This window comes from Mycobacterium sp. IS-1264 (genome assembly GCF_001954195.1).
Taxonomy (GTDB): Bacteria; Actinomycetota; Actinomycetes; order Mycobacteriales; family Mycobacteriaceae; genus Mycobacterium.
Genome location: NZ_MBES01000057.1, coordinates 50,542 through 67,010, shown reverse-complemented (window position 1 = coordinate 67,010; position 16,469 = coordinate 50,542). Strand labels below are relative to the sequence as shown.

Annotated in this window: 19 protein-coding genes; 10 read left to right on the top strand and 9 right to left on the bottom strand. The window is 66.9% G+C overall.

Annotation, left to right across the window (positions count from 1 at the left end; genetic code table 11):
• Positions 1-74: 74 nt before the first annotated feature.
• Both A5744_RS12285 and A5744_RS12280 read right to left on the bottom strand, forming a co-directional pair.
• Positions 75-1,367 carry an acyl-CoA dehydrogenase family protein gene (locus A5744_RS12285; RefSeq protein ID WP_076061407.1) on the bottom strand — a complete coding sequence of 431 codons (1,293 nt, stop codon included), beginning with the start codon at positions 1,365-1,367 and terminating at the stop codon, positions 75-77.
• A gap of 99 nt (positions 1,368-1,466) precedes the next feature.
• Positions 1,467-2,552, bottom strand: coding sequence for a F420-dependent hydroxymycolic acid dehydrogenase (locus tag A5744_RS12280; RefSeq protein WP_076061321.1), 1,086 nt, complete (start codon positions 2,550-2,552; stop codon positions 1,467-1,469).
• Positions 2,553-2,603: 51 nt separating this feature from the next.
• Between A5744_RS12280 and A5744_RS12275 the strand changes: the two genes are divergently transcribed.
• Positions 2,604-3,209, top strand: coding sequence for a GNAT family N-acetyltransferase (locus A5744_RS12275; protein WP_076061319.1), 606 nt, complete (start codon positions 2,604-2,606; stop codon positions 3,207-3,209).
• Positions 3,210-3,213: 4 nt separating this feature from the next.
• On the opposite strand, the gene A5744_RS12270 is transcribed toward A5744_RS12275, so the two are convergent.
• On the bottom strand, positions 3,214-3,888 hold the full coding sequence (locus A5744_RS12270; protein WP_076061317.1) for a TetR family transcriptional regulator: 675 nt from the start codon (positions 3,886-3,888) through the stop codon (positions 3,214-3,216).
• 70 nt (positions 3,889-3,958) lie between these two features.
• Between A5744_RS12270 and A5744_RS12265 the strand changes: the two genes are divergently transcribed.
• Positions 3,959-5,074, top strand: coding sequence for an iron-sulfur cluster-binding domain-containing protein (locus A5744_RS12265; RefSeq protein ID WP_076061315.1), 1,116 nt, complete (start codon positions 3,959-3,961; stop codon positions 5,072-5,074).
• Positions 5,075-5,085: 11 nt separating this feature from the next.
• Entirely contained in the window at positions 5,086-6,186 is a 1,101-nt protein-coding gene (locus tag A5744_RS12260) for an acyl-CoA desaturase (RefSeq protein ID WP_076061313.1), read from the top strand.
• A 90-nt stretch (positions 6,187-6,276) separates the two neighbouring features.
• Here the strand turns inward: A5744_RS12260 and A5744_RS12255 are convergent, their stop codons facing one another.
• Both A5744_RS12255 and A5744_RS12250 read right to left on the bottom strand, forming a co-directional pair.
• A complete protein-coding gene (locus tag A5744_RS12255; protein WP_076061311.1) occupies positions 6,277-7,383 on the bottom strand; it encodes a DUF1214 domain-containing protein in 1,107 nt (368 codons plus the stop codon).
• A complete protein-coding gene (locus tag A5744_RS12250) occupies positions 7,380-7,955 on the bottom strand; it encodes a TetR/AcrR family transcriptional regulator (RefSeq protein ID WP_076061309.1) in 576 nt (191 codons plus the stop codon). Before A5744_RS12250 ends, A5744_RS12255 begins: the two co-directional genes overlap by 4 nt.
• A gap of 43 nt (positions 7,956-7,998) precedes the next feature.
• Between A5744_RS12250 and A5744_RS12245 the strand changes: the two genes are divergently transcribed.
• Positions 7,999-9,228 (top strand): sulfotransferase, encoded by a 1,230-nt coding sequence (locus tag A5744_RS12245; protein ID WP_170874480.1) that lies wholly within the window; start codon positions 7,999-8,001, stop codon positions 9,226-9,228.
• A 21-nt stretch (positions 9,229-9,249) separates the two neighbouring features.
• A complete protein-coding gene (locus tag A5744_RS12240; protein ID WP_076061305.1) occupies positions 9,250-10,149 on the top strand; it encodes an alpha/beta hydrolase in 900 nt (299 codons plus the stop codon).
• 23 nt (positions 10,150-10,172) lie between these two features.
• Here A5744_RS12240 and A5744_RS12235 read toward each other — a convergent pair whose 3' ends face one another.
• Together A5744_RS12235 and A5744_RS12230 are read right to left on the bottom strand one after the other, a co-directional pair.
• The gene (locus A5744_RS12235) at positions 10,173-10,385 is read right to left on the bottom strand and encodes a TOBE domain-containing protein (protein WP_076061303.1); all 213 of its coding nucleotides are present in this window, start codon (positions 10,383-10,385) and stop codon (positions 10,173-10,175) included.
• Between the two features lie 9 nt (positions 10,386-10,394).
• Positions 10,395-10,949, bottom strand: a complete 555-nt coding sequence (locus A5744_RS12230) for a TetR/AcrR family transcriptional regulator (protein ID WP_076061405.1) — start codon at positions 10,947-10,949, stop codon at positions 10,395-10,397.
• Between the two features lie 186 nt (positions 10,950-11,135).
• On the opposite strand from A5744_RS12230, the gene A5744_RS12225 reads away from it, so the two are divergent.
• A complete protein-coding gene (locus A5744_RS12225; RefSeq protein WP_076061301.1) occupies positions 11,136-12,461 on the top strand; it encodes a cytochrome P450 in 1,326 nt (441 codons plus the stop codon).
• A 4-nt stretch (positions 12,462-12,465) separates the two neighbouring features.
• On the opposite strand, the gene msrA is transcribed toward A5744_RS12225, so the two are convergent.
• Complete coding sequence (gene msrA, locus A5744_RS12220; protein WP_076061299.1) at positions 12,466-13,002, bottom strand: peptide-methionine (S)-S-oxide reductase MsrA; 537 nt, start codon at positions 13,000-13,002, stop codon at positions 12,466-12,468.
• A 90-nt stretch (positions 13,003-13,092) separates the two neighbouring features.
• On the opposite strand from msrA, the gene A5744_RS12215 reads away from it, so the two are divergent.
• From A5744_RS12215 to A5744_RS12205, 3 genes are all read left to right on the top strand, one after another.
• Positions 13,093-13,599 carry a nuclear transport factor 2 family protein gene (locus A5744_RS12215; RefSeq protein ID WP_076061297.1) on the top strand — a complete coding sequence of 169 codons (507 nt, stop codon included), beginning with the start codon at positions 13,093-13,095 and terminating at the stop codon, positions 13,597-13,599.
• The gene (locus A5744_RS12210; RefSeq protein ID WP_076061295.1) at positions 13,596-14,627 is read left to right on the top strand and encodes an NAD-dependent epimerase/dehydratase family protein; all 1,032 of its coding nucleotides are present in this window, start codon (positions 13,596-13,598) and stop codon (positions 14,625-14,627) included. The genes A5744_RS12215 and A5744_RS12210 overlap by 4 nt, the downstream gene beginning before the upstream one ends.
• A gap of 74 nt (positions 14,628-14,701) precedes the next feature.
• A complete protein-coding gene (locus A5744_RS12205; RefSeq protein WP_076061293.1) occupies positions 14,702-15,076 on the top strand; it encodes a DUF427 domain-containing protein in 375 nt (124 codons plus the stop codon).
• A gap of 3 nt (positions 15,077-15,079) precedes the next feature.
• On the opposite strand, the gene A5744_RS12200 is transcribed toward A5744_RS12205, so the two are convergent.
• Positions 15,080-15,463 (bottom strand): nuclear transport factor 2 family protein, encoded by a 384-nt coding sequence (locus A5744_RS12200; protein ID WP_139329496.1) that lies wholly within the window; start codon positions 15,461-15,463, stop codon positions 15,080-15,082.
• 81 nt (positions 15,464-15,544) lie between these two features.
• Between A5744_RS12200 and A5744_RS12195 the strand changes: the two genes are divergently transcribed.
• Positions 15,545-16,456, top strand: coding sequence for a DNA-3-methyladenine glycosylase (locus tag A5744_RS12195; protein WP_076061289.1), 912 nt, complete (start codon positions 15,545-15,547; stop codon positions 16,454-16,456).
• Positions 16,457-16,469: the final 13 nt, after the last annotated feature.

The following is a 16,469-nucleotide window of genomic DNA, read 5'->3' as shown; positions in this document are numbered from 1 at the left end:
TCGCCGAGATTGCAGCCATGGCTGTGGTCGGCGCACGAATCACGACCCTCACGGCAATCTCGCCGCGCGCGCCGTCAGAACTCCGCGATCGAGTGTTCCAGGCGCTCGGCCAGCCGGGCCTGGGCCTCCGCGCGCCGGGTGGGGATGTGCTGCGACGGGAAAAGCGTTGTCACGGGCTGATATTCGCGCAGCGTGCGGCGGGCTACCGTCATCTTGTGCAATTCGGTGGCACCGTCGGCGATGCCCAGGGACTCGGCGGCCACCAGCATCTTGACGAACGGCATCTCGTCGGAGACGCCGAGCGCGCCGTGCAGGTGCAACGCGCGCTGCGCGACATCGTGGAGCACCTGGGGCATGGCGACCTTCACCGCGGCGATGTCGCGGCGCACCTTCTGGTAGTCGTGATGCTTGTCGATCAACCACGCGGTGCGTAGCACCAGCAGCCGGAACTGCTCGATCTGAATCCAGCTGTCGGCGATCTTCTCCTGCGTCATCTGGAAGTCGGACAGATGGCCATTCCTGGTCTTGCGCGACACCGCGCGCTCGCACATCATGTCAAAAGCCTTGCGTGCCAATGCGATTGTACGCATCGCATGGTGGATGCGGCCGCCGCCGAGGCGGGTCTGCGCGATCATGAAGGCCGAGCCCTCGCCACCCAGCACATGATCGGCCGGTACCCGGACGTCGTTGTAACGGACGTAGCCATGCGAACCGTGCTTCGACTCGCCTCCGACCCCGACGTTGCGGATGATCTCGATGCCCGGGGTCTCGCCCGGAACGATGAACAGCGACATCTTGTCGTAGGTGCGGGCGTCGGGTTTGGTGACGGCCATGACGATGAAGAACGACGCATGCTTGGCGTTGGAGGAGAACCACTTCTCGCCGTTGATCACCCAGTCGTCACCGTCGCGGGTTGCGCTCGTCACGAACATCCCGGGATCGGAGCCGCCCTGCGGCTCGGTCATCGAGTAGCAGGAGGAGATCTCGCCATCGAGCAGTGGCTGCAAATAGCGCGCCTTCTGCTCGTCGGTGCCGAACAGCGCGAGGATCTCGGCGTTGCCCGAGTCGGGTGCCTGGCAGCCGAACACTGAAGGTGCCCAACGGGAGCGCCCGAGGATTTCGTTGAGCAGGGCCAGCTTGACCTGGCCGAAGCCCTGACCGCCGAGCTCGGGTCCCAGATGCGCGGCCCACAGGCCTTGCTCCTTCACCTGCTGCTGTAACGGCCGCAGGATGGCCATCATTTCGGCGTTCTGTTTGTCGTAAGGATCAAGGGCGACGAGATCGAGCGGTTCCAGCTCGTCGACCATGAATTTCTCGACCCAGTCCAGCTTCGCCTGGTATTCGGGGTCTGTTTCGAAGTCCCACACCGTGGCCAACCGTTCTCCAGCGCAGCTCCGCGCCGGCCTCGTCGATCAAGCCATCGTAGATGCGCCCGCGCAGCTACCTCGACCCGGCGCCGCTTACCACTAGTGCAGCTTGGGTAACACGTTGGTGCCATAGAACTCGATCGCGCCGACGGGGTCGTCCTGCGGGAAGTGCAGAAACGGGACGGCACCGGCGTCGAGCACCGCTTGCACCGCCTTGATATGTGTGTCGGGGTCGGTGCCGACCGTCCAGTTGGCGAGCACCTTGTCGATCGGGTTCGATTCGGCGGCGCGCTGGATCTCGACGGGATTGGGCTGGTCGACGGCCCCGGCGGTGAACCGCCACAGGGCGGCGGCGCGCGCGGCGGCCGTGCTGTCGCCGACAACGGCGAACATTTCGGCGCGCTTACCCAGGCCGGCGGGATCGCGGCCCGCGGCCTTCGCGCCGGCCGCGAATGCGGCGACAAGCTTCGGGTTGGTCACGTCGTGGGCCTGCGTGATCCATCCGTCGCCGTACTGGCCGGCCAGCGTCGCGCTTTTGGGCCCGCCGGCCGCCACGAAAATCGGTGGCGGCGTTTCGGGAAGGTCGTAGAGCTTCAACGAGTTCGTCTGAAAATAGCGGCCGGCGAACGAAATTCGTGAGCCGCTCCACAGCTGGCGGATCAATCCGATGGCCTCGACCAACCGGTCGTGGCGCTCGGCGTATTTGCCGAACACGTTGGTGGTGGCCTGCTCGTTGAGCCGTTCGCCGGTGCCCACGCCCAAGAACACCCGTCCCGGGTTGAGGATCGCCAGCGAGGCGAACGCCTGCGCCACCGTCGCCGGGTGATAGCGGTAGGTGGGGCAGGTCACGCCGGTGCCGAAGGAAACGCGGCTGGTGTTGGCACCGACCAACGCCAGCGTCAGCCACGGGAACATCGAATGGCCCTCGCTGTCCTGCCAGGGCTGGATGTGGTCGCTGGCCCATACGTATCGGAAACCCGCGTCTTCGGCCGCTCGGGCTTGTGCCACCAGCCGATCGGTGCGGAATTGCTCGTGCGAGAGCACGAATCCCACGCCCTTGCCCGCCGGCACCGGCGCGGTGGGCCCGGAGCGGTCCGCCCCGCGTTTGCCGCAAGCGCCCGACAATCCCAGCATGCCCGCACCCGCGGCTATCCGGCCGAACGTCCGCCGTGAGATCCCAGTCATCGGGCCGGAATACCCGTCGCGCCGCCGGCGACACTCGCTAGCCTGACTTGTGTGAGTCCACGGGCGCGCCCGGCGCGTAAAGACGATCTCGGCGCGCTGGCGCGCACGTTGGCCCGCGCGTTCTACGACGATCCGGTGATGATCTGGCTCCTCCCCGACGAGAAGGCCCGGATCGCGCAACTGCGTCGCATGTTCACGGCGATGACCCGGCACCACCATCTGGCCCTCGGCGGCGTGGAGGTGGCCTGCGACGGGCCGGGCGTGGGCGCGGCGGCGCTGTGGGATCCGCCGAATCACTGGCAGGAAACGCGGTGGGGGCAGTGGGCGATGAAACCGACGTTCATCCGCGTGTTCGGTCTTCGGTCGATGCGCGGGCGCGCGGTGCAGGAACTGATGAAACGCGTCCACCCCGAAGAGCCGCACTGGTATCTGGCCGTGATCGGTAGCGATCCGTCGGTACGCGGCCAGGGCTTCGGTCAGGTCCTGATGCGGTCCCGCCTGGACCGCGTTGACGCCGAACACGCACCGGCTTATCTCGAATCGACGAAACGCGAAAACGTGCCGTATTACGAACGTTTCGGCTTCACGGTGACCCGTGAGATCGTGCTTCCCGACGGCGGCCCGACGATGTGGGCGATGTGGCGGGCGCCGCGGTAGCGGTTCACGGGCTGCTTCGCCAGCCGGCGATGCCGATGGTGATCAACCGCAGTTGTTTGACCGCAAGCCGGCGCACGTCTTCCAGCGCCTCGCTGCTCTGGGCGTCCTCGATGGCCTCGGCGATGACGATCATCGCGTTGACGAACAGCGTCGCAAGCACGTTGAGATCCTCGGTGCTCCACTCGTGCAGGCCGGGAAATCGCGCCAGGTCGGTGGCCAGCTCCGAGGTGATCAGGCGCAACTCGGTGCGGATCGCGTAGCGCAGCACGGTGACCCCGCCCGAGCGCTCCCGGTAGATGAACCGCCAGTGCTCGCGGCGTTCGGTGATGCTGGCGACGACGATCTCGACCGACGACTCGATCACACGGGTCGGGTCGAGCTTGCCCGCCCGCGCCCCGCGCAGCGTGTCCCGCAGGGTGCGAAACGACTCGTCGATCAGCACCAGCCCGAGCGCCTCCATCGACTCGAAATGGCGATAGAACGCGGCGGGCACGATCCCGACCTCCCGAGTCACCTCACGCAGGCTCAGGCTGGAAAAGCTGCGGTCCTGCAGGAGCTTGAGGGCCGCGGCGATGATGGCACGCCTGGTGGCCTCCTTCCGCTCGCCGCGCGAGGGGCTTTCGCGTGCGCTCTCGCGGCCGGACTTACGCGACCGTGAGCCAGGAGTACGACTGTTCACTATTGTGAACCCTACCACATACGGGTAGAAACCCTTGACTAGCTGGGGCGGGCGGGCGCACAGTGTACATATGTTCACTCAAACCGCTCAGACCTCCGGTCGGCGCTTTGTCAAAGCTTTCCAGAAGCGAGTCCTGGGTTCCGACCTGGTCGACCTGCTCACGGGTCCCCACGGCGTCGACCGCTACACCGAGCTGGTGGCGCCGACCTGGACGTCGGGAGACGGCCGCGCCAAAGTCGTCGACGTCCGCAGGACCACTCCGCGCAGCGTCACCCTCACCCTCGCCCCGAACGAGGCCTTCGCGTCAGCCCATACCGTCACGGCGGGTCAGTACGTCAACGTCACCGTCGACATCGACGGCCGCCGGCACACCCGCTGCTACTCGCCTGCCAACGCCGAAGGCAGCTCGTATCTGGAGCTGACGATCGGTCACCACGACGGTGGGCTGGTCTCGACCTACCTGTACGAGCGCGCCCGGCGCGGCATGGTGGTCGGCCTGGCAGGCGTCGGCGGGGACTTCGTGTTGCCGGCGCAGCGACCGCGGCGCATCCTGTTCGTTTCCGGCGGAAGCGGCATCACGCCCGTCATGGCGATGCTGCGGACGCTGATCGCCGAGCGTCATCCGCACACCCCCGGAGCGGAGATCGCGTTTATCCACTACGCGCGCAGCGCCGCCGAGGCGTGCTATCACGAAGAACTTGCCGCCCATAACGGCCTGCCCGGCGTGCGGGTGCTGCACGGTTACACCCGGGCCGACGACGGCGATTTGACCGGCCGGTTCGGGCGCGAACACCTGGACGCCGCGATGCCGTCGCCGGATGCGGTATTCGTCTGCGGGCCAACGGCATTGGTTGAGGCGGTCCGCGAGCACTGCGACAACGTGTACACCGAAAGCTTCGTGCCGCCGGCCTTCGAGCCGTCGGCGAACCCATCGGGTGGCCGAGTCACGTTCGCGGACAGCGGCATTGATGTCGTCGACGACGGCCGCTCGCTGCTGGAACAGGCCGAATCAGCGGGCCTGACGCCCGAGAACGGCTGCCGCATGGGAATCTGCCACACCTGTACCCGGCGCAAGACGGCCGGCACGGTGCGCAACCTGGTCACCGGCGCGGTCTCGACCTGCCCCGACGAGGACGTCCAGATCTGCGTGTCCGTCCCCGTCGGCGACGTCGACCTATCCCTCTAGGAGGAAAAGTCATGACAAGGACCAAGATCACCCTGACCACAGAACAGGCCGACGCGTTCGGCCGCGAACTCGACGCCATCAAGGAACGCGTGATGGCAGACCTCGGCGAGAAGGATGCCGACTACATCCGCCGCGTCATCAAGGCCCAGCGTGCGCTGGAGGTCGGTGGACGCGCCCTGTTGTTTCTGCCGCCGGCCTGGCTGGTGGGCACCGCGATGCTGGGCGTCGCGAAAATTTTGGACAACATGGAGATCGGGCACAACATCATGCACGGCCAGTACGACTGGATGCGTGACCCGACGATCTGCGGCCGCACGTTCGAGTGGGACACCTCATGCCCGGCCGACCAGTGGCGGCACTCGCACAACTACATGCACCACACCCACACCAACATCGTCGGGATGGACCGCGACATCGGCTACGGCATCCTGCGCATGAGCGAAGACCAGCGGTGGAAACCGTACTTCCTGGGCAACCCGGTCTACGCATTCCTGCTGATGGTGCTGTTTCAGTACGGCGTCGCGCTGCACGAGCTGGAAACCGAGCGCATCCGCTCCGGTGAGATCAGCCTGCGCGACAAGCGCGACACGTTAAGGGCTATCTGGAAAAAGACGAAGCGGCAGTCGCTCAAGGACTACGTCGCCTTCCCGCTGCTGGCCGGGCCGTTCGCCCCGTTCGTCTTCACCGGCAATCTGACGGCGAACCTGATGCGCAACGTGTGGTCGTACATGATCATCTTCTGCGGCCACTTCCCAGACGGCACACAGGAATTCACGATCGAGGAGACGAAGGACGAGTCACGTGGCCAGTGGTACTTCCGCCAGGTGCTCGGTTCGGCGAACCTGACCGGGGGCAAGCTCTTTCACCTGCTGTCCGGCAACCTGTCGCACCAGATCGAGCACCACCTGTTCCCGGACATGCCCGCCCGCCGGTACGCCGACATCGCGCCGGAAGTGCAGGAGATCTGCGAACGCTATGGCATCCCGTACAACAAGGGCCCGCTGCTGCGTCAGTTCGGCACCGTCGTCCGCAAGATCGTCAAGCTGAGCATCCCGGGGTCTCGGAGAGACACCGCCGGCGACCCTGTCGATGTCGTTCGTGGGGCCGCTTGATCTTCGCCGAACGTGAACTGGTGGAGGCTTTTTCGCAGAAATCTCGCCACAGTTTCACGCTCGGCGGGTTAGGTGGCGGCGCTCGGCGGGTTAGGTGACGGCGGTGGGGGCGTCCGACGCCTTCACCAGTTTCACTTCGGGCCTCGCCGGCACACCGTCGGCGAGGAACCACCGGAAGGCGAGGTTGCCACGCGGATAGCCCAGCGCGGTCAGTGAATTCGGGTGGGCCGTGATCCTGTGGGACAAGACGATGGTCACCGAACCGTCGCTGTTGAGCGCTGCGCTGTGGCCGTTGATGGAGCAGCGGGCATCCGACGCGCCGACCGTCGCCATGAACTGATTCCACACCACCAGGTTCCAGAACCTGCACGACGGAGGTTGGTGCGTGATGACCAGGGCTTCGTCGTCGTCGAGCACGAAGCTGCCGTAGGAGTAGCAGGCGTCGCGCGCAGACCAGCCGAAGTTGGCGTCAGGCACCTGATACGGATCGGCGAATTCGTTTGCGGCGTGCGCGGTCTCGTGTCCGAGTCCGTGCTCGTCGTCGATCCGTGTGCCGACGGCCAGCGGCACGATGGCAAACATCGTGCGCAACCAGGCCGCCGTCGCCCGCAGCCGGGCGGCGGTTTCGGCATCGCCGTGTCGTATCGGCTCCGCCTCGTCGAGAGCCTCGATCTGCCAGGCAACCGGGCGCCCCGTCAGCGGGTCGGCTTGGTAGTCGCGGGTCATCAGCACGGCCGCGTCCGGTGTCGCGGGGAATTCGAAGCTGAAGTTGCCCTGCGCGTCGACGTCGAGGTCGGTGTCGCGGACGATCGCCACGACCCGGTCCGACCATGCCCCGGGCGACGGTTCGTTGTACGCCGTCACCGAAAAGTACACGCTGTCACCCTTGTTGCCGCTGATGCGGTAACGACGGTTCGGATCGACCGGACATAGGAAGTAGTAGGCGTCGGTGTTGTCGCCGCCCCACCGACGATCGCGGCGGAACGGGGTGTTGACAGCGACGAACTGCGGGCGACCGGGCTCGGGGAACAGGTACGTATCGAACGCCACGCCCAACGTGGTGGCGAGCATGCGGTAGCCGTCGGCGACGTGCCGGTCGTCGGTGACCGCACGGTCGCCCTCCAGGAAGGAGCGGTCGAGCTCGCCGATGGTCGTCACCAGCTCGCGCCACGCGAGGGTCGACTCGTGTTCGGTCATGCACGTATTCCTTTCAGCAGCAACGTGGTTGTGCGTTCGACCCAGGCGTCATCGAGTTCGGCGCCGCGGGTGAGCAAGCCCAGTAGCGTGATGCCGGCGATGGCCTCAGCCAGTTCGGCCGCCGTCACGTCGGAGCGGACCTCGCCGGCGGCCGCGGCGGCCTCGAGCCGCTCCGCGAGACCACCGCCGATGATGCCGGCGAACCGCTCCAAGAGTGCCGAATGCAGGGTCGGATCCGCCGCCATCTCGCCGACCAGCCCCGGCAGGGCCGCCCGGGCGGCCGGTGTGGTGAGGACGGCCATCGAACGGCGCACCATTTCGCGCAGGTCCTCGGGCAGCGAACCGGTATCCGGGATCTCGGTGGCGGCCCCGATCGGGAACACCGCCTCGTGCACCAGATGCGCCTTGCTGGGCCAACGCCGGTAGATCGCGGGCTTGCTGGTACCGGCGCGCTCGGCGATCGCGGACACCAACAGGCCGGGATAGCCGGTCTCGGCGAGGAGTTCAATCGTTGCGCGCAGCACCGCAGCGTCGATACGTGGGTCACGGGGGCGACCGAGGTCTACTACCATTACGAAACTCAGAGTAACATAAGTCGCCGTGACCGAAGCCGCGATGCACGTCCGCCTCGACGACCTGGCCCAGCCCCGGTTCAGCACCGAGGCGCAGCAGATCCTCGACATGATGGCCGCGATGGCCCCGCACTGCCCGCTGAACGCCGACGCGCTCCATGCGCAGGCCAGCGCCGACACCGGCCTGGACGATTTCGGCCCAGACGACTACAGAGAACGGCTCGACGTCTACCTCGGCGCGCTGCGGGACATCGACGGCCTGCACGGCGCCGGGGTCGTCAACTTCTACGGGCAGCTCCTGCAATTGCTCAAGAACCGGCTGCTGCTGACCGACCTCGTGGGACGGCATCCCGAGATCGACGACATCGAGCTGCGGGCGCCGGTGGTGATCGCCGGTCTGCCACGCACCGGCACGACCCACTTGCACAATCTGCTGGCGGCGCCGCCGACCTTCCGAACGATGCCGTATTGGGAAAGCGTCGAACCGTTCCCGCTGCCGCAGGAGGCGGGTCTGGACCCGGATCCTCGGCGGGCGCGGATGGACGTCGCGATCAGCGTGCTCAACACCGTGATGCCGCATTTCGCGCTCATGCACGAGATGACCACCGACCACGTCCACGAGGAGATCCAGCTCCTGGCCAACGACTTCTCGACGATGCTCTTCGAGACGCTCGGCGACGTGCCGCGCTGGCGCGACTACTACCAGGCCCACGACCAGACGCCGCACTACGAGTACCTCGCGCGCCAACTCAAGGCGATGCAGTTCCTGCGCGGCGGCCGGCGGTGGCTGCTGAAGTCGCCCCAGCATCTCGAGCAGGTGCCGGTGCTGAACCGCGTCTTCCCCGACAGCATCGTCGTGTTCACCCATCGCGACCCGGTGCCGGTCGCATTGTCGATGATCGCGATGATCACCTACTCCGCGCGCATGCACCGCTCCCCGGTGCCGGTGCAGCGGATCGCGAGTTTCTGGATCGACCGTTTGGAGGACATGCTCGGCGCGCTCATCCGCGACCGCGACACCATCGGTCCGGATCGCTCGATCGACATCCGTTTCGACGACTTCATGGCCGACGAACTCGGCGTCGCCGAGCGCGTCTACGCGCTGGCCGGTGAACCGTTCACCGAAGAGGCGCGCGCGGCGATCGGGGGCTACCTGTCGGGCCACCAGCGCGGCCGGCTGGGCAACGTCGAGACGTCGTGCGAGATGTTCGGGCTGACCCAGGACGATCTGCGGGCACGCTTCGCACCGTACGTCGAGCGCTTTCTGGCATAGGGCGTCCGCTACCTTCTGAGCATGGTCACCATGCCCGCTGTCGACGGCGCTATCGCTTTGGAACACAGGTACGTGGATCTGGGCGACGGCGTCACCATCCACGTCGCCGATGCCGGTCCCGCGGACGGGCCGGCGGTCATGCTCGTCCACGGCTTCCCGGAGAACTGGTGGGAGTGGCACGAGATGATCGGGCCGCTGGCCGCCGACGGCTACCGGGTGCTGTGTCCCGATCTGCGCGGCGCGGGCTGGAGTTCAGCGCCGCGCACCAGTTACCTCAAGAGCGAGATGGCCGACGACCTGGCGGGCGTCCTGGACCGGTTGGGCGTCGCCACGGTGAAGCTCGTCGCCCACGACTGGGGCGGGCCGGTCGCGTTCATCATGATGCTGCGCCATCCGGAGAAGGTGACCGGCTTTTTCGGGGTGAACACCTTGGCGCCCTGGGTGAAGCGCGGCCCGTCGACCGTCCGCAACATCTGGCGGCTCTGGTATCAGATCCCCATTTCGCTGCCGGTCATCGGTCCGCGGATCATCAGCAACCCCGACTCCCGCTTCGTCCGGCTGCTGGGCTCTTGGGTTGGCGGTGGCTTCACGCTGCCCGACGACAACATCCGCATGTACATCGAGTGCATGCGACAGCCCGGGCACGCCGAGGCGGGCTCGCGCTGGTACCGCTCGTTCCAGACCAAGGAGATGCTGCGCTGGATGCGCGGCGAGTACGACGACGCGCGGGTGAACGTTCCCGTTCGATGGCTGACGGGCACCAAAGACCCGGTGATCACCGCCGATCTGACCGACGGATATGCCGAGCGCATAAGCGATTTCGAGGTCGAGCTGGTCGACGATGCCGGGCACTGGATCGTCGAGCAGCGACCCGAGCTGGTACTCGACCGGATACGCGCGTTCCTTCGCCTCGAAACGTAAACCGCGGCAGCGCTTTTCGGGGTTTACTCGACGCCGATAGTGACTTCGGTGGACTTGATGAACACGGTCGCCGGCTGCCCCACCGCGAGGCCGAGGTCGGTCGCGGCATCCTTGGTGACCGAGGACGTGACGACCTGTTCTCCGCCGTCGAGCTTGACCTTCACGATCGCCATTACGCTGCCGAGTTCGACCTCGGTGATGGTCCCTTTGAGCTGGTTTCGGGTGGATAGGCGCATCGCCCGAGCCTAGTGCCGCGGGCCGAGCAGGGCTATGGACGCATCGACGGCCGGTTCGACGATCTCACGGACCGCTCGTCCGTCCTCGACGGCCAGCGCGGTCAGTTCGCGTAGACCACCGAGCAGGATCACGGCCAGCGGCGGGGTCAGCGGCCGCAGGCCGGCCCGCCGGAAGCCGGGGCTGGCGCTGAGGTCGATCAGCAGGTCCGACAGCAACTGCAGCACGCGCCGCTGGACGGGCCGGGCAACGGCACCCAACGACGGGAGTTCGCGAATCCAGCTCAACGTGATCGCCGGACGGGACTCGATGAATCCGACGTAGGCCTCGACGGCCTGACGGATCTGCTGATGCCAGTCCGCCTCGGGATCGACCGCCGCGGCGATGCTTTCGGCAAGTTTTTCGATGGTGGCAAGCACCAGCTCGAGGAAGCATTGTTCCTTGCCCGCGAAGTGGTCGTAGAACGTGCGCTTGGACGTGCGCGCGTGGCGAACGATGTCGGCGACCGTGGTGGTGCGGTAGCCGCGCTCGCCGATCGAGGTGGCGAGGCCGTCGAGCAGGCGCATCCGAAACGGGTCCGGCTCGGCGGGTGCATCGCCGCGTACGGCATCGACAGCCGCTGATGTCACGGCCGACCCCTTTCGGTGAATACGGCACCTTGTCAGGTTTGGTACTCCAGAGTACCGTACAGGGAAAGATCTGCGGTACACCGCGGTACCACCCCGCCTCGGGGCAGATGTTGGGAGCACGCATTGAGCGAATTAGTCACCGCCCCACCGGTTTCCCAAGCAGTCAGGTTGCCTCCGGCGGCCCGGATCCCGAAGCCGCTCTGCGGTCTTTTCTTCGCGACGTCGCGGCGGGGGATGATCAAACTCCTGGCGCGCCGCTACGGCAACGTCTTCGCGATCAACCTCCCGATGTTCGGCCGCGTCGTGGTGGTCGGTGAGCCGGACCTGGCCAAGCAAATCTTCACCACCAGCCCCGACGAGCTCGGCAATATCCAGCCCAACTTGAGCCGGATGTTCGGGAGCGGTTCGGTATTCGCACTCGACCGCGACGATCACCGCCGTAGGCGCCGGCTGCTGGCGCCGCCGTTTCACGGCAGGAGCATGAAGAACTACGAGGCGATCATCGAAGAGGAGACGCTGCGCGAGAGCGCCGGTTGGCCGGAGGGCGAGCCCTTCGCGACGATGCCGTCGACGATGCGCATCACGCTCAACGCCATCCTGCGCGCGGTGTTCGGGGCCGACGGGGCCGAACTGGACGAGCTGCGCCGGATCATCCCGCCGTGGGTCACCCTGGGATCGCGCTTGGCCGCGCTGCCGAAGCCCGCGCGGACCTATGGCCGGTTCAGCCCGTGGGGCCGACTGGCCCAATGGCGGCGCCAATACGACATCGTCATCGACAAGCTGATCGCGGCCGAGCGTGCGGATCCGAACTTCGAAGAGCGCACGGACGTCCTCGCGCTGATGCTGCGCAGCACCTACGACGATGGTTCGCTCATGTCGCGCAAGGACATTGGCGACGAGCTGCTCACCCTGCTGGCGGCGGGCCACGAGACCACCGCGGCCACGCTCGGCTGGGCGTTCGAGCGGATCACCCGCCACCCGGATCTGCTGGCGGCCCTGGTCGAGGAGGCCGACAACGGCGGCAGCGAGCTACGCCAGGCGACGATTCTGGAAGTCCAGCGGGCCAGAACCGTGATCGACTTCGCCGCTCGCCGCGTCTACCCACCGACTTACCAACTCGGCGAATGGACCATTCCCCGTGGGTATTCGATGATCGTCAGCATCGCGCAGATACACGAGAACCCGAGCGTCTTCCCCGACCCGGAGCGCTTCGATCCGCAGCGCTACATCGGGACCAAGCCATCTTCGTTCGCGTGGATTCCCTTCGGCGGTGGGGCCAGGCGGTGCGTGGGCGCCGCGTTCGCCAACATGGAGATGGACGTGGTGCTACGAACGGTGTTGCGCCACTTCACGATCGAGACCACCTCGGCGCCGGGAGAGCGGTGGCACTGCCGCGGTGTCGCCTACACCCCGAAGGACGGCGGACGGATCGTGGTGCGCAGGCGCTGAGCGTTCAGCGGTTGGCTTGGTCCGCGGTGGCGCGGCGCGGCAACTTCCAGCCCGGGCGAATGTAGTGACAGGTGTACCCACCGGGGTAGCGCTGCAGGTAGTCCTGGTGCTCGGGCTCGGCTTCCCAGAAGTCCCCCGCCGGGCTGACCTCCGTCACGACCTTGCCGGGCCATAGGCCGGAGGCCTCGACGTCGGCGATGGTGTCCAGCGCGACGCGCTTCTGCTCGTCGTCGGTGTAGAAGATCGCCGACCGGTAGCTGGGGCCCCTGTCGTTGCCCTGGCGGTCTTTCGTTGTCGGATCGTGGATTTGGAAGAAGAACTCCAGCAGTGTGCGGTAGTCGGTGATGGCGGGGTCGTAGACGATCTCCACGGCCTCGGCGTGGGTGCCGTGGTTGCGGTAGGTCGCGTTGGGGGTGTCGCCGCCGCTGTAGCCGACCCGCGTCGAGATCACGCCGGGCTGTTTGCGGATCAGGTCTTGCATTCCCCAAAAGCAGCCGCCGGCCAGAATCGCTTTTTGGGGGGCACTTTGGGATTCGGTCATTGCTCGCCTTCCTGATCGGCCACAACTCCGGTCTGATCCCAGCCCAGGCTACACTCCGCCGATGACCCGCAACGGCGCGAAGAGGCCCGCGTGAGCACGCCGGCGTTCTCCCGCAGCGAACTGTCCGACGCCTTCGAGAAGTTCGAGGAGACGGTGGCCCGGGCCGCCGAAACCCGCGACTGGGACGCCTGGGTGCAGCAGTACACACCCGACGTCGAATACATCGAGCACGCGGCGGGCACCATGCACGGCCGCGACGAAGTGCGGGAGTGGATCAAGCAAACGATGACGACTTTCCCCGGAAGCCACATGGTGGCGTTCCCGACGTTGTGGTCGGTCATCGACGAGCCCACCGGCCGGGTCATCCTCGAACTGGACAACCCGATGCGCGACCCGGGCGACGGCAGCGTCATCAGCGCGACGAACATCACGATCATCACCTACGCCGGCGACGGCCTGTGGTGCCGCGAAGAAGACATCTACAACCCGTTGCGCTTCCTGCGGGCGGGGATGAAATGGTGCCGCAAGGCGCAGGCCCTGGGCACGCTCGACGAAGACGCCGAACGGTGGATGCGCCAGTACGGAGGAGCGGAATGAACGCACCCAAGTTGGTCATCGGCGCCAACGGATTTCTGGGTTCACACGTGACCCGTCAGCTCGTCGCCGACGGCGCCGAGGTACGAGCGATGGTGCGCGCGAATGCCAATACCCGTGCCGTCGACGACCTTGCGCTGACGCGGTTTCAGGGCGACGTGTTCGACACCGCCACGTTGCGCGAGGCGATGGACGGCGTCGACGACGTGTACTACTGCGTGGTCGACACCCGCGCGTGGTTGCGTGACCCCGCGCCGCTGTTCCGCACCAACGTCGAGGGCCTGCGCAACGTGCTCGATGTCGCCGTCAAAGAACCCGCGCTGCGCCGGTTCGTCTTCACCAGCACCTACGCGACGGTGGGCCGTCGCCACGGGCATGTGGCGACCGAAGAAGACGTGATCGACCCCCGCGGGCTGACTCCGTATGTGCAGTCCCGGGTTGAGGCCGAAGACCTGGTGATGCGGTACGTGGCCGAGGCCGGCCTGCCGGCCGTCGCCATGTGCGTCTCGACCACTTACGGCAGCGGGGACTGGGGAGGCACCCCGCACGGCGCCTTCATCGCCGGCGCGGTGTTCGGCAAGCTGCCCTTCCTGATGAACGGCATCCAGCTGGAGGTCGTCGGCGTCGACGACGCCGCCCGGGCCATGATCCTGGCCGCCGAGCGCGGCCGCATCGGCGAGCGATACCTGGTGTCCGAGCGGATGTTTGCGCTGAACGATGTCGTGCGGATCGCGGCCGACGAGGCCGGGGTGCCACCGCCGCGACGCGCGATCTCGGTGCCGGTGCTCTATGCCCTGGCCGCAATGGGCACCCTGAGGGCCCGGCTGACCGGCAAGGACTCCGAACTCAGCCTCCGGTCGGTGCGCATGATGCGCGCCGAGGCCGACGTCGACAGCAGCAAGGCGAAGCGCGAGCTGGGCTGGCAGCCACGTCCGGTCGAGGAATCGATCCGCGAGGCGGCACGGTTCTGGGCCGCACTGAAGGGCGCGCGCAAAGACACGAAGGACAGCACCCCCACCCCGGCCGAATAGGCGCCGGCGCGCGGGAAGGCTTGAGCACCGACGGGTGTTGCATCCCTTATCCGCGTCCATAGGAGGTATCAACCATGGCCCACCGGCAAGTCCTGGAACCCAACGCCGGGCACCCGATCACCATCGAGCCGACCAACCGAAGGGTGCAGGTTCGTGTCAATGGCGAGCTGGTCGCGGACACCACCGCCGCACTGGAATTGCGCGAGGCGACTTTGCCTGCGGTGCAATACATTCCGTTAGCCGACGTGGTCTCCGACCGGCTTACCCGCACCGACACCAGCACCTACTGCCCGTTCAAAGGCGACGCCAGCTACTACAGCCTGACCACCTCGGCCGGCGACACCGTCGAGGACGTGATCTGGACGTACGAGCAGCCCTATCCGGCGGTCGCGGCGATTGCCGGGCACGTCGCGTTCTACCCCAACAAAGCCGACATCAGCGTGGCGTAGCGTTCAATCGGTGAACACGGCGGCCGACTTGGTGTCGCTGTATTCGCGCATCGACACGATCTGCCCGTCGCGGGTCTCGAAGATGCAAACAAACGGTGAGTCGTACTCGACGCCGTCCCTCGAGGTTCCCGAGGCATGCGCCTCGACGACAACCGTGTCGCCTTCGTTGACGCAGCGGTACAGGTCGAGATTGATCTCGACGATCTGCCTGCGTCGCTCGTTGGCCCGGCGGAACGTCTCCTTGTCGAACGACACGCGCGTGATGATGCTCCAGTAGGTGAACTCGTCGCTGAGCAGCGCGAAGCCCTCATTCACATCGCCGCCCTCGCAGACGCTCTGCAGGAACATCCAGGCCAGCTCGGCTTGCGGGCCATCGAACGGCGTCATCACATCGCAATATTGTCTTGGAAGATGGTGAACGGTCAATCGCGCGGTCGGCGGCCGCGATCGGAGTGAGCTGGAGCTTTTGTGAAGAGTGCGCGCACGGTGACGTTCGCTGGGACCGTCAGCTTCGGGCACACGCTCGCGCCACTACGCCGCGGCCCTCGGGATCCGTGCTTTCGGATGACCGCTGACGGAGCGATCTGGCGAACCTCCCTGCTGCACAGCGGACCCGTCACGGCGCGGATCAGCCGCGCGGCGCCCAATGCCGCCCACGGCGAGGCGTGGGGCGCCGGCGCCGAGGAGTTCGTCGAGACGCTGCCCGCGCTGCTGGGGTCCGAGGACGACGTCTCGGGCTTCGCGCCGCGGGACCCGACGGTCGCCGCCGCGCACCGGCGGGTCCCACACCTGCGGCTGGGCCGCACCGGACGGGTGCTGGAAGCCCTGATCCCGGCGGTCATCGAGCAGCGGGTACCGGGCGCCGACGCGTTTCGGTCGTGGCGCGTGCTGGTGTCCAAGTACGGGACGTCGGCGCCGGGTCCGGCGCCGGCCGGCATGCGGGTACCGCCCTCGGCCGACGTGTGGCGCAACATCCCGTCGTGGGAATTCCACCGGGCCAACGTCGATCCGGGGCGAGCCCAGACGGTGGTGCGCTGTGCGCGCCGTGCGGATTCGCTGGAACGGTTGCTCGCGCGGCCGTCGGCGCAGGCACGCGAAGCGCTGACGTCACTGCCCGGGGTCGGTGAGTGGACCGCCGCCGAGACGGCGCAGCGGGCATTCGGTGATGCCGATGCCGTTTCGGTGGGCGACTATCACATCCCGAAGATGGTCGGCTGGACGCTGCTGGGCTACCCGATCGACGACGCGGTCATGCTCGAGGTGTTGGAGCCGATGCGGCCCCACCGCCACCGCGTGGTTCGCCTGCTCGAGGCCAGCGGGCTGGCATACGAGCCGCGGCGCGGCGCGCGGCTGCCGGTGCAGCAAATTCATTCCCTCTGACCCGCCGGTGTTT

Excerpts from the sequence above, each read along its gene's own strand:
- A5744_RS12280 (WP_076061321.1), bottom strand. The coding sequence starts at position 2,552 with ATGACTGGGATCTCACGGCGGACGTTCGGCCGGATAGCCGCGGGTGCG.
- A5744_RS12265 (WP_076061315.1), top strand. The coding sequence starts at position 3,959 with ATGTTCACTCAAACCGCTCAGACCTCCGGTCGGCGCTTTGTCAAAGCT.
- A5744_RS12260 (WP_076061313.1), top strand. The coding sequence starts at position 5,086 with ATGACAAGGACCAAGATCACCCTGACCACAGAACAGGCCGACGCGTTC.
- A5744_RS12255 (WP_076061311.1), bottom strand. The coding sequence starts at position 7,383 with ATGACCGAACACGAGTCGACCCTCGCGTGGCGCGAGCTGGTGACGACC.
- A5744_RS12250 (WP_076061309.1), bottom strand. The coding sequence starts at position 7,955 with ATGGTAGTAGACCTCGGTCGCCCCCGTGACCCACGTATCGACGCTGCG.
- A5744_RS12245 (WP_170874480.1), top strand. The coding sequence starts at position 7,999 with ATGCACGTCCGCCTCGACGACCTGGCCCAGCCCCGGTTCAGCACCGAG.
- A5744_RS12240 (WP_076061305.1), top strand. The coding sequence starts at position 9,250 with ATGGTCACCATGCCCGCTGTCGACGGCGCTATCGCTTTGGAACACAGG.
- A5744_RS12235 (WP_076061303.1), bottom strand. The coding sequence starts at position 10,385 with ATGCGCCTATCCACCCGAAACCAGCTCAAAGGGACCATCACCGAGGTC.
- A5744_RS12230 (WP_076061405.1), bottom strand. The coding sequence starts at position 10,949 with ATGCGCCTGCTCGACGGCCTCGCCACCTCGATCGGCGAGCGCGGCTAC.
- msrA (WP_076061299.1), bottom strand. The coding sequence starts at position 13,002 with ATGACCGAATCCCAAAGTGCCCCCCAAAAAGCGATTCTGGCCGGCGGC.
- A5744_RS12210 (WP_076061295.1), top strand. The coding sequence starts at position 13,596 with ATGAACGCACCCAAGTTGGTCATCGGCGCCAACGGATTTCTGGGTTCA.
- A5744_RS12205 (WP_076061293.1), top strand. The coding sequence starts at position 14,702 with ATGGCCCACCGGCAAGTCCTGGAACCCAACGCCGGGCACCCGATCACC.
- A5744_RS12200 (WP_139329496.1), bottom strand. The coding sequence starts at position 15,463 with ATGACGCCGTTCGATGGCCCGCAAGCCGAGCTGGCCTGGATGTTCCTG.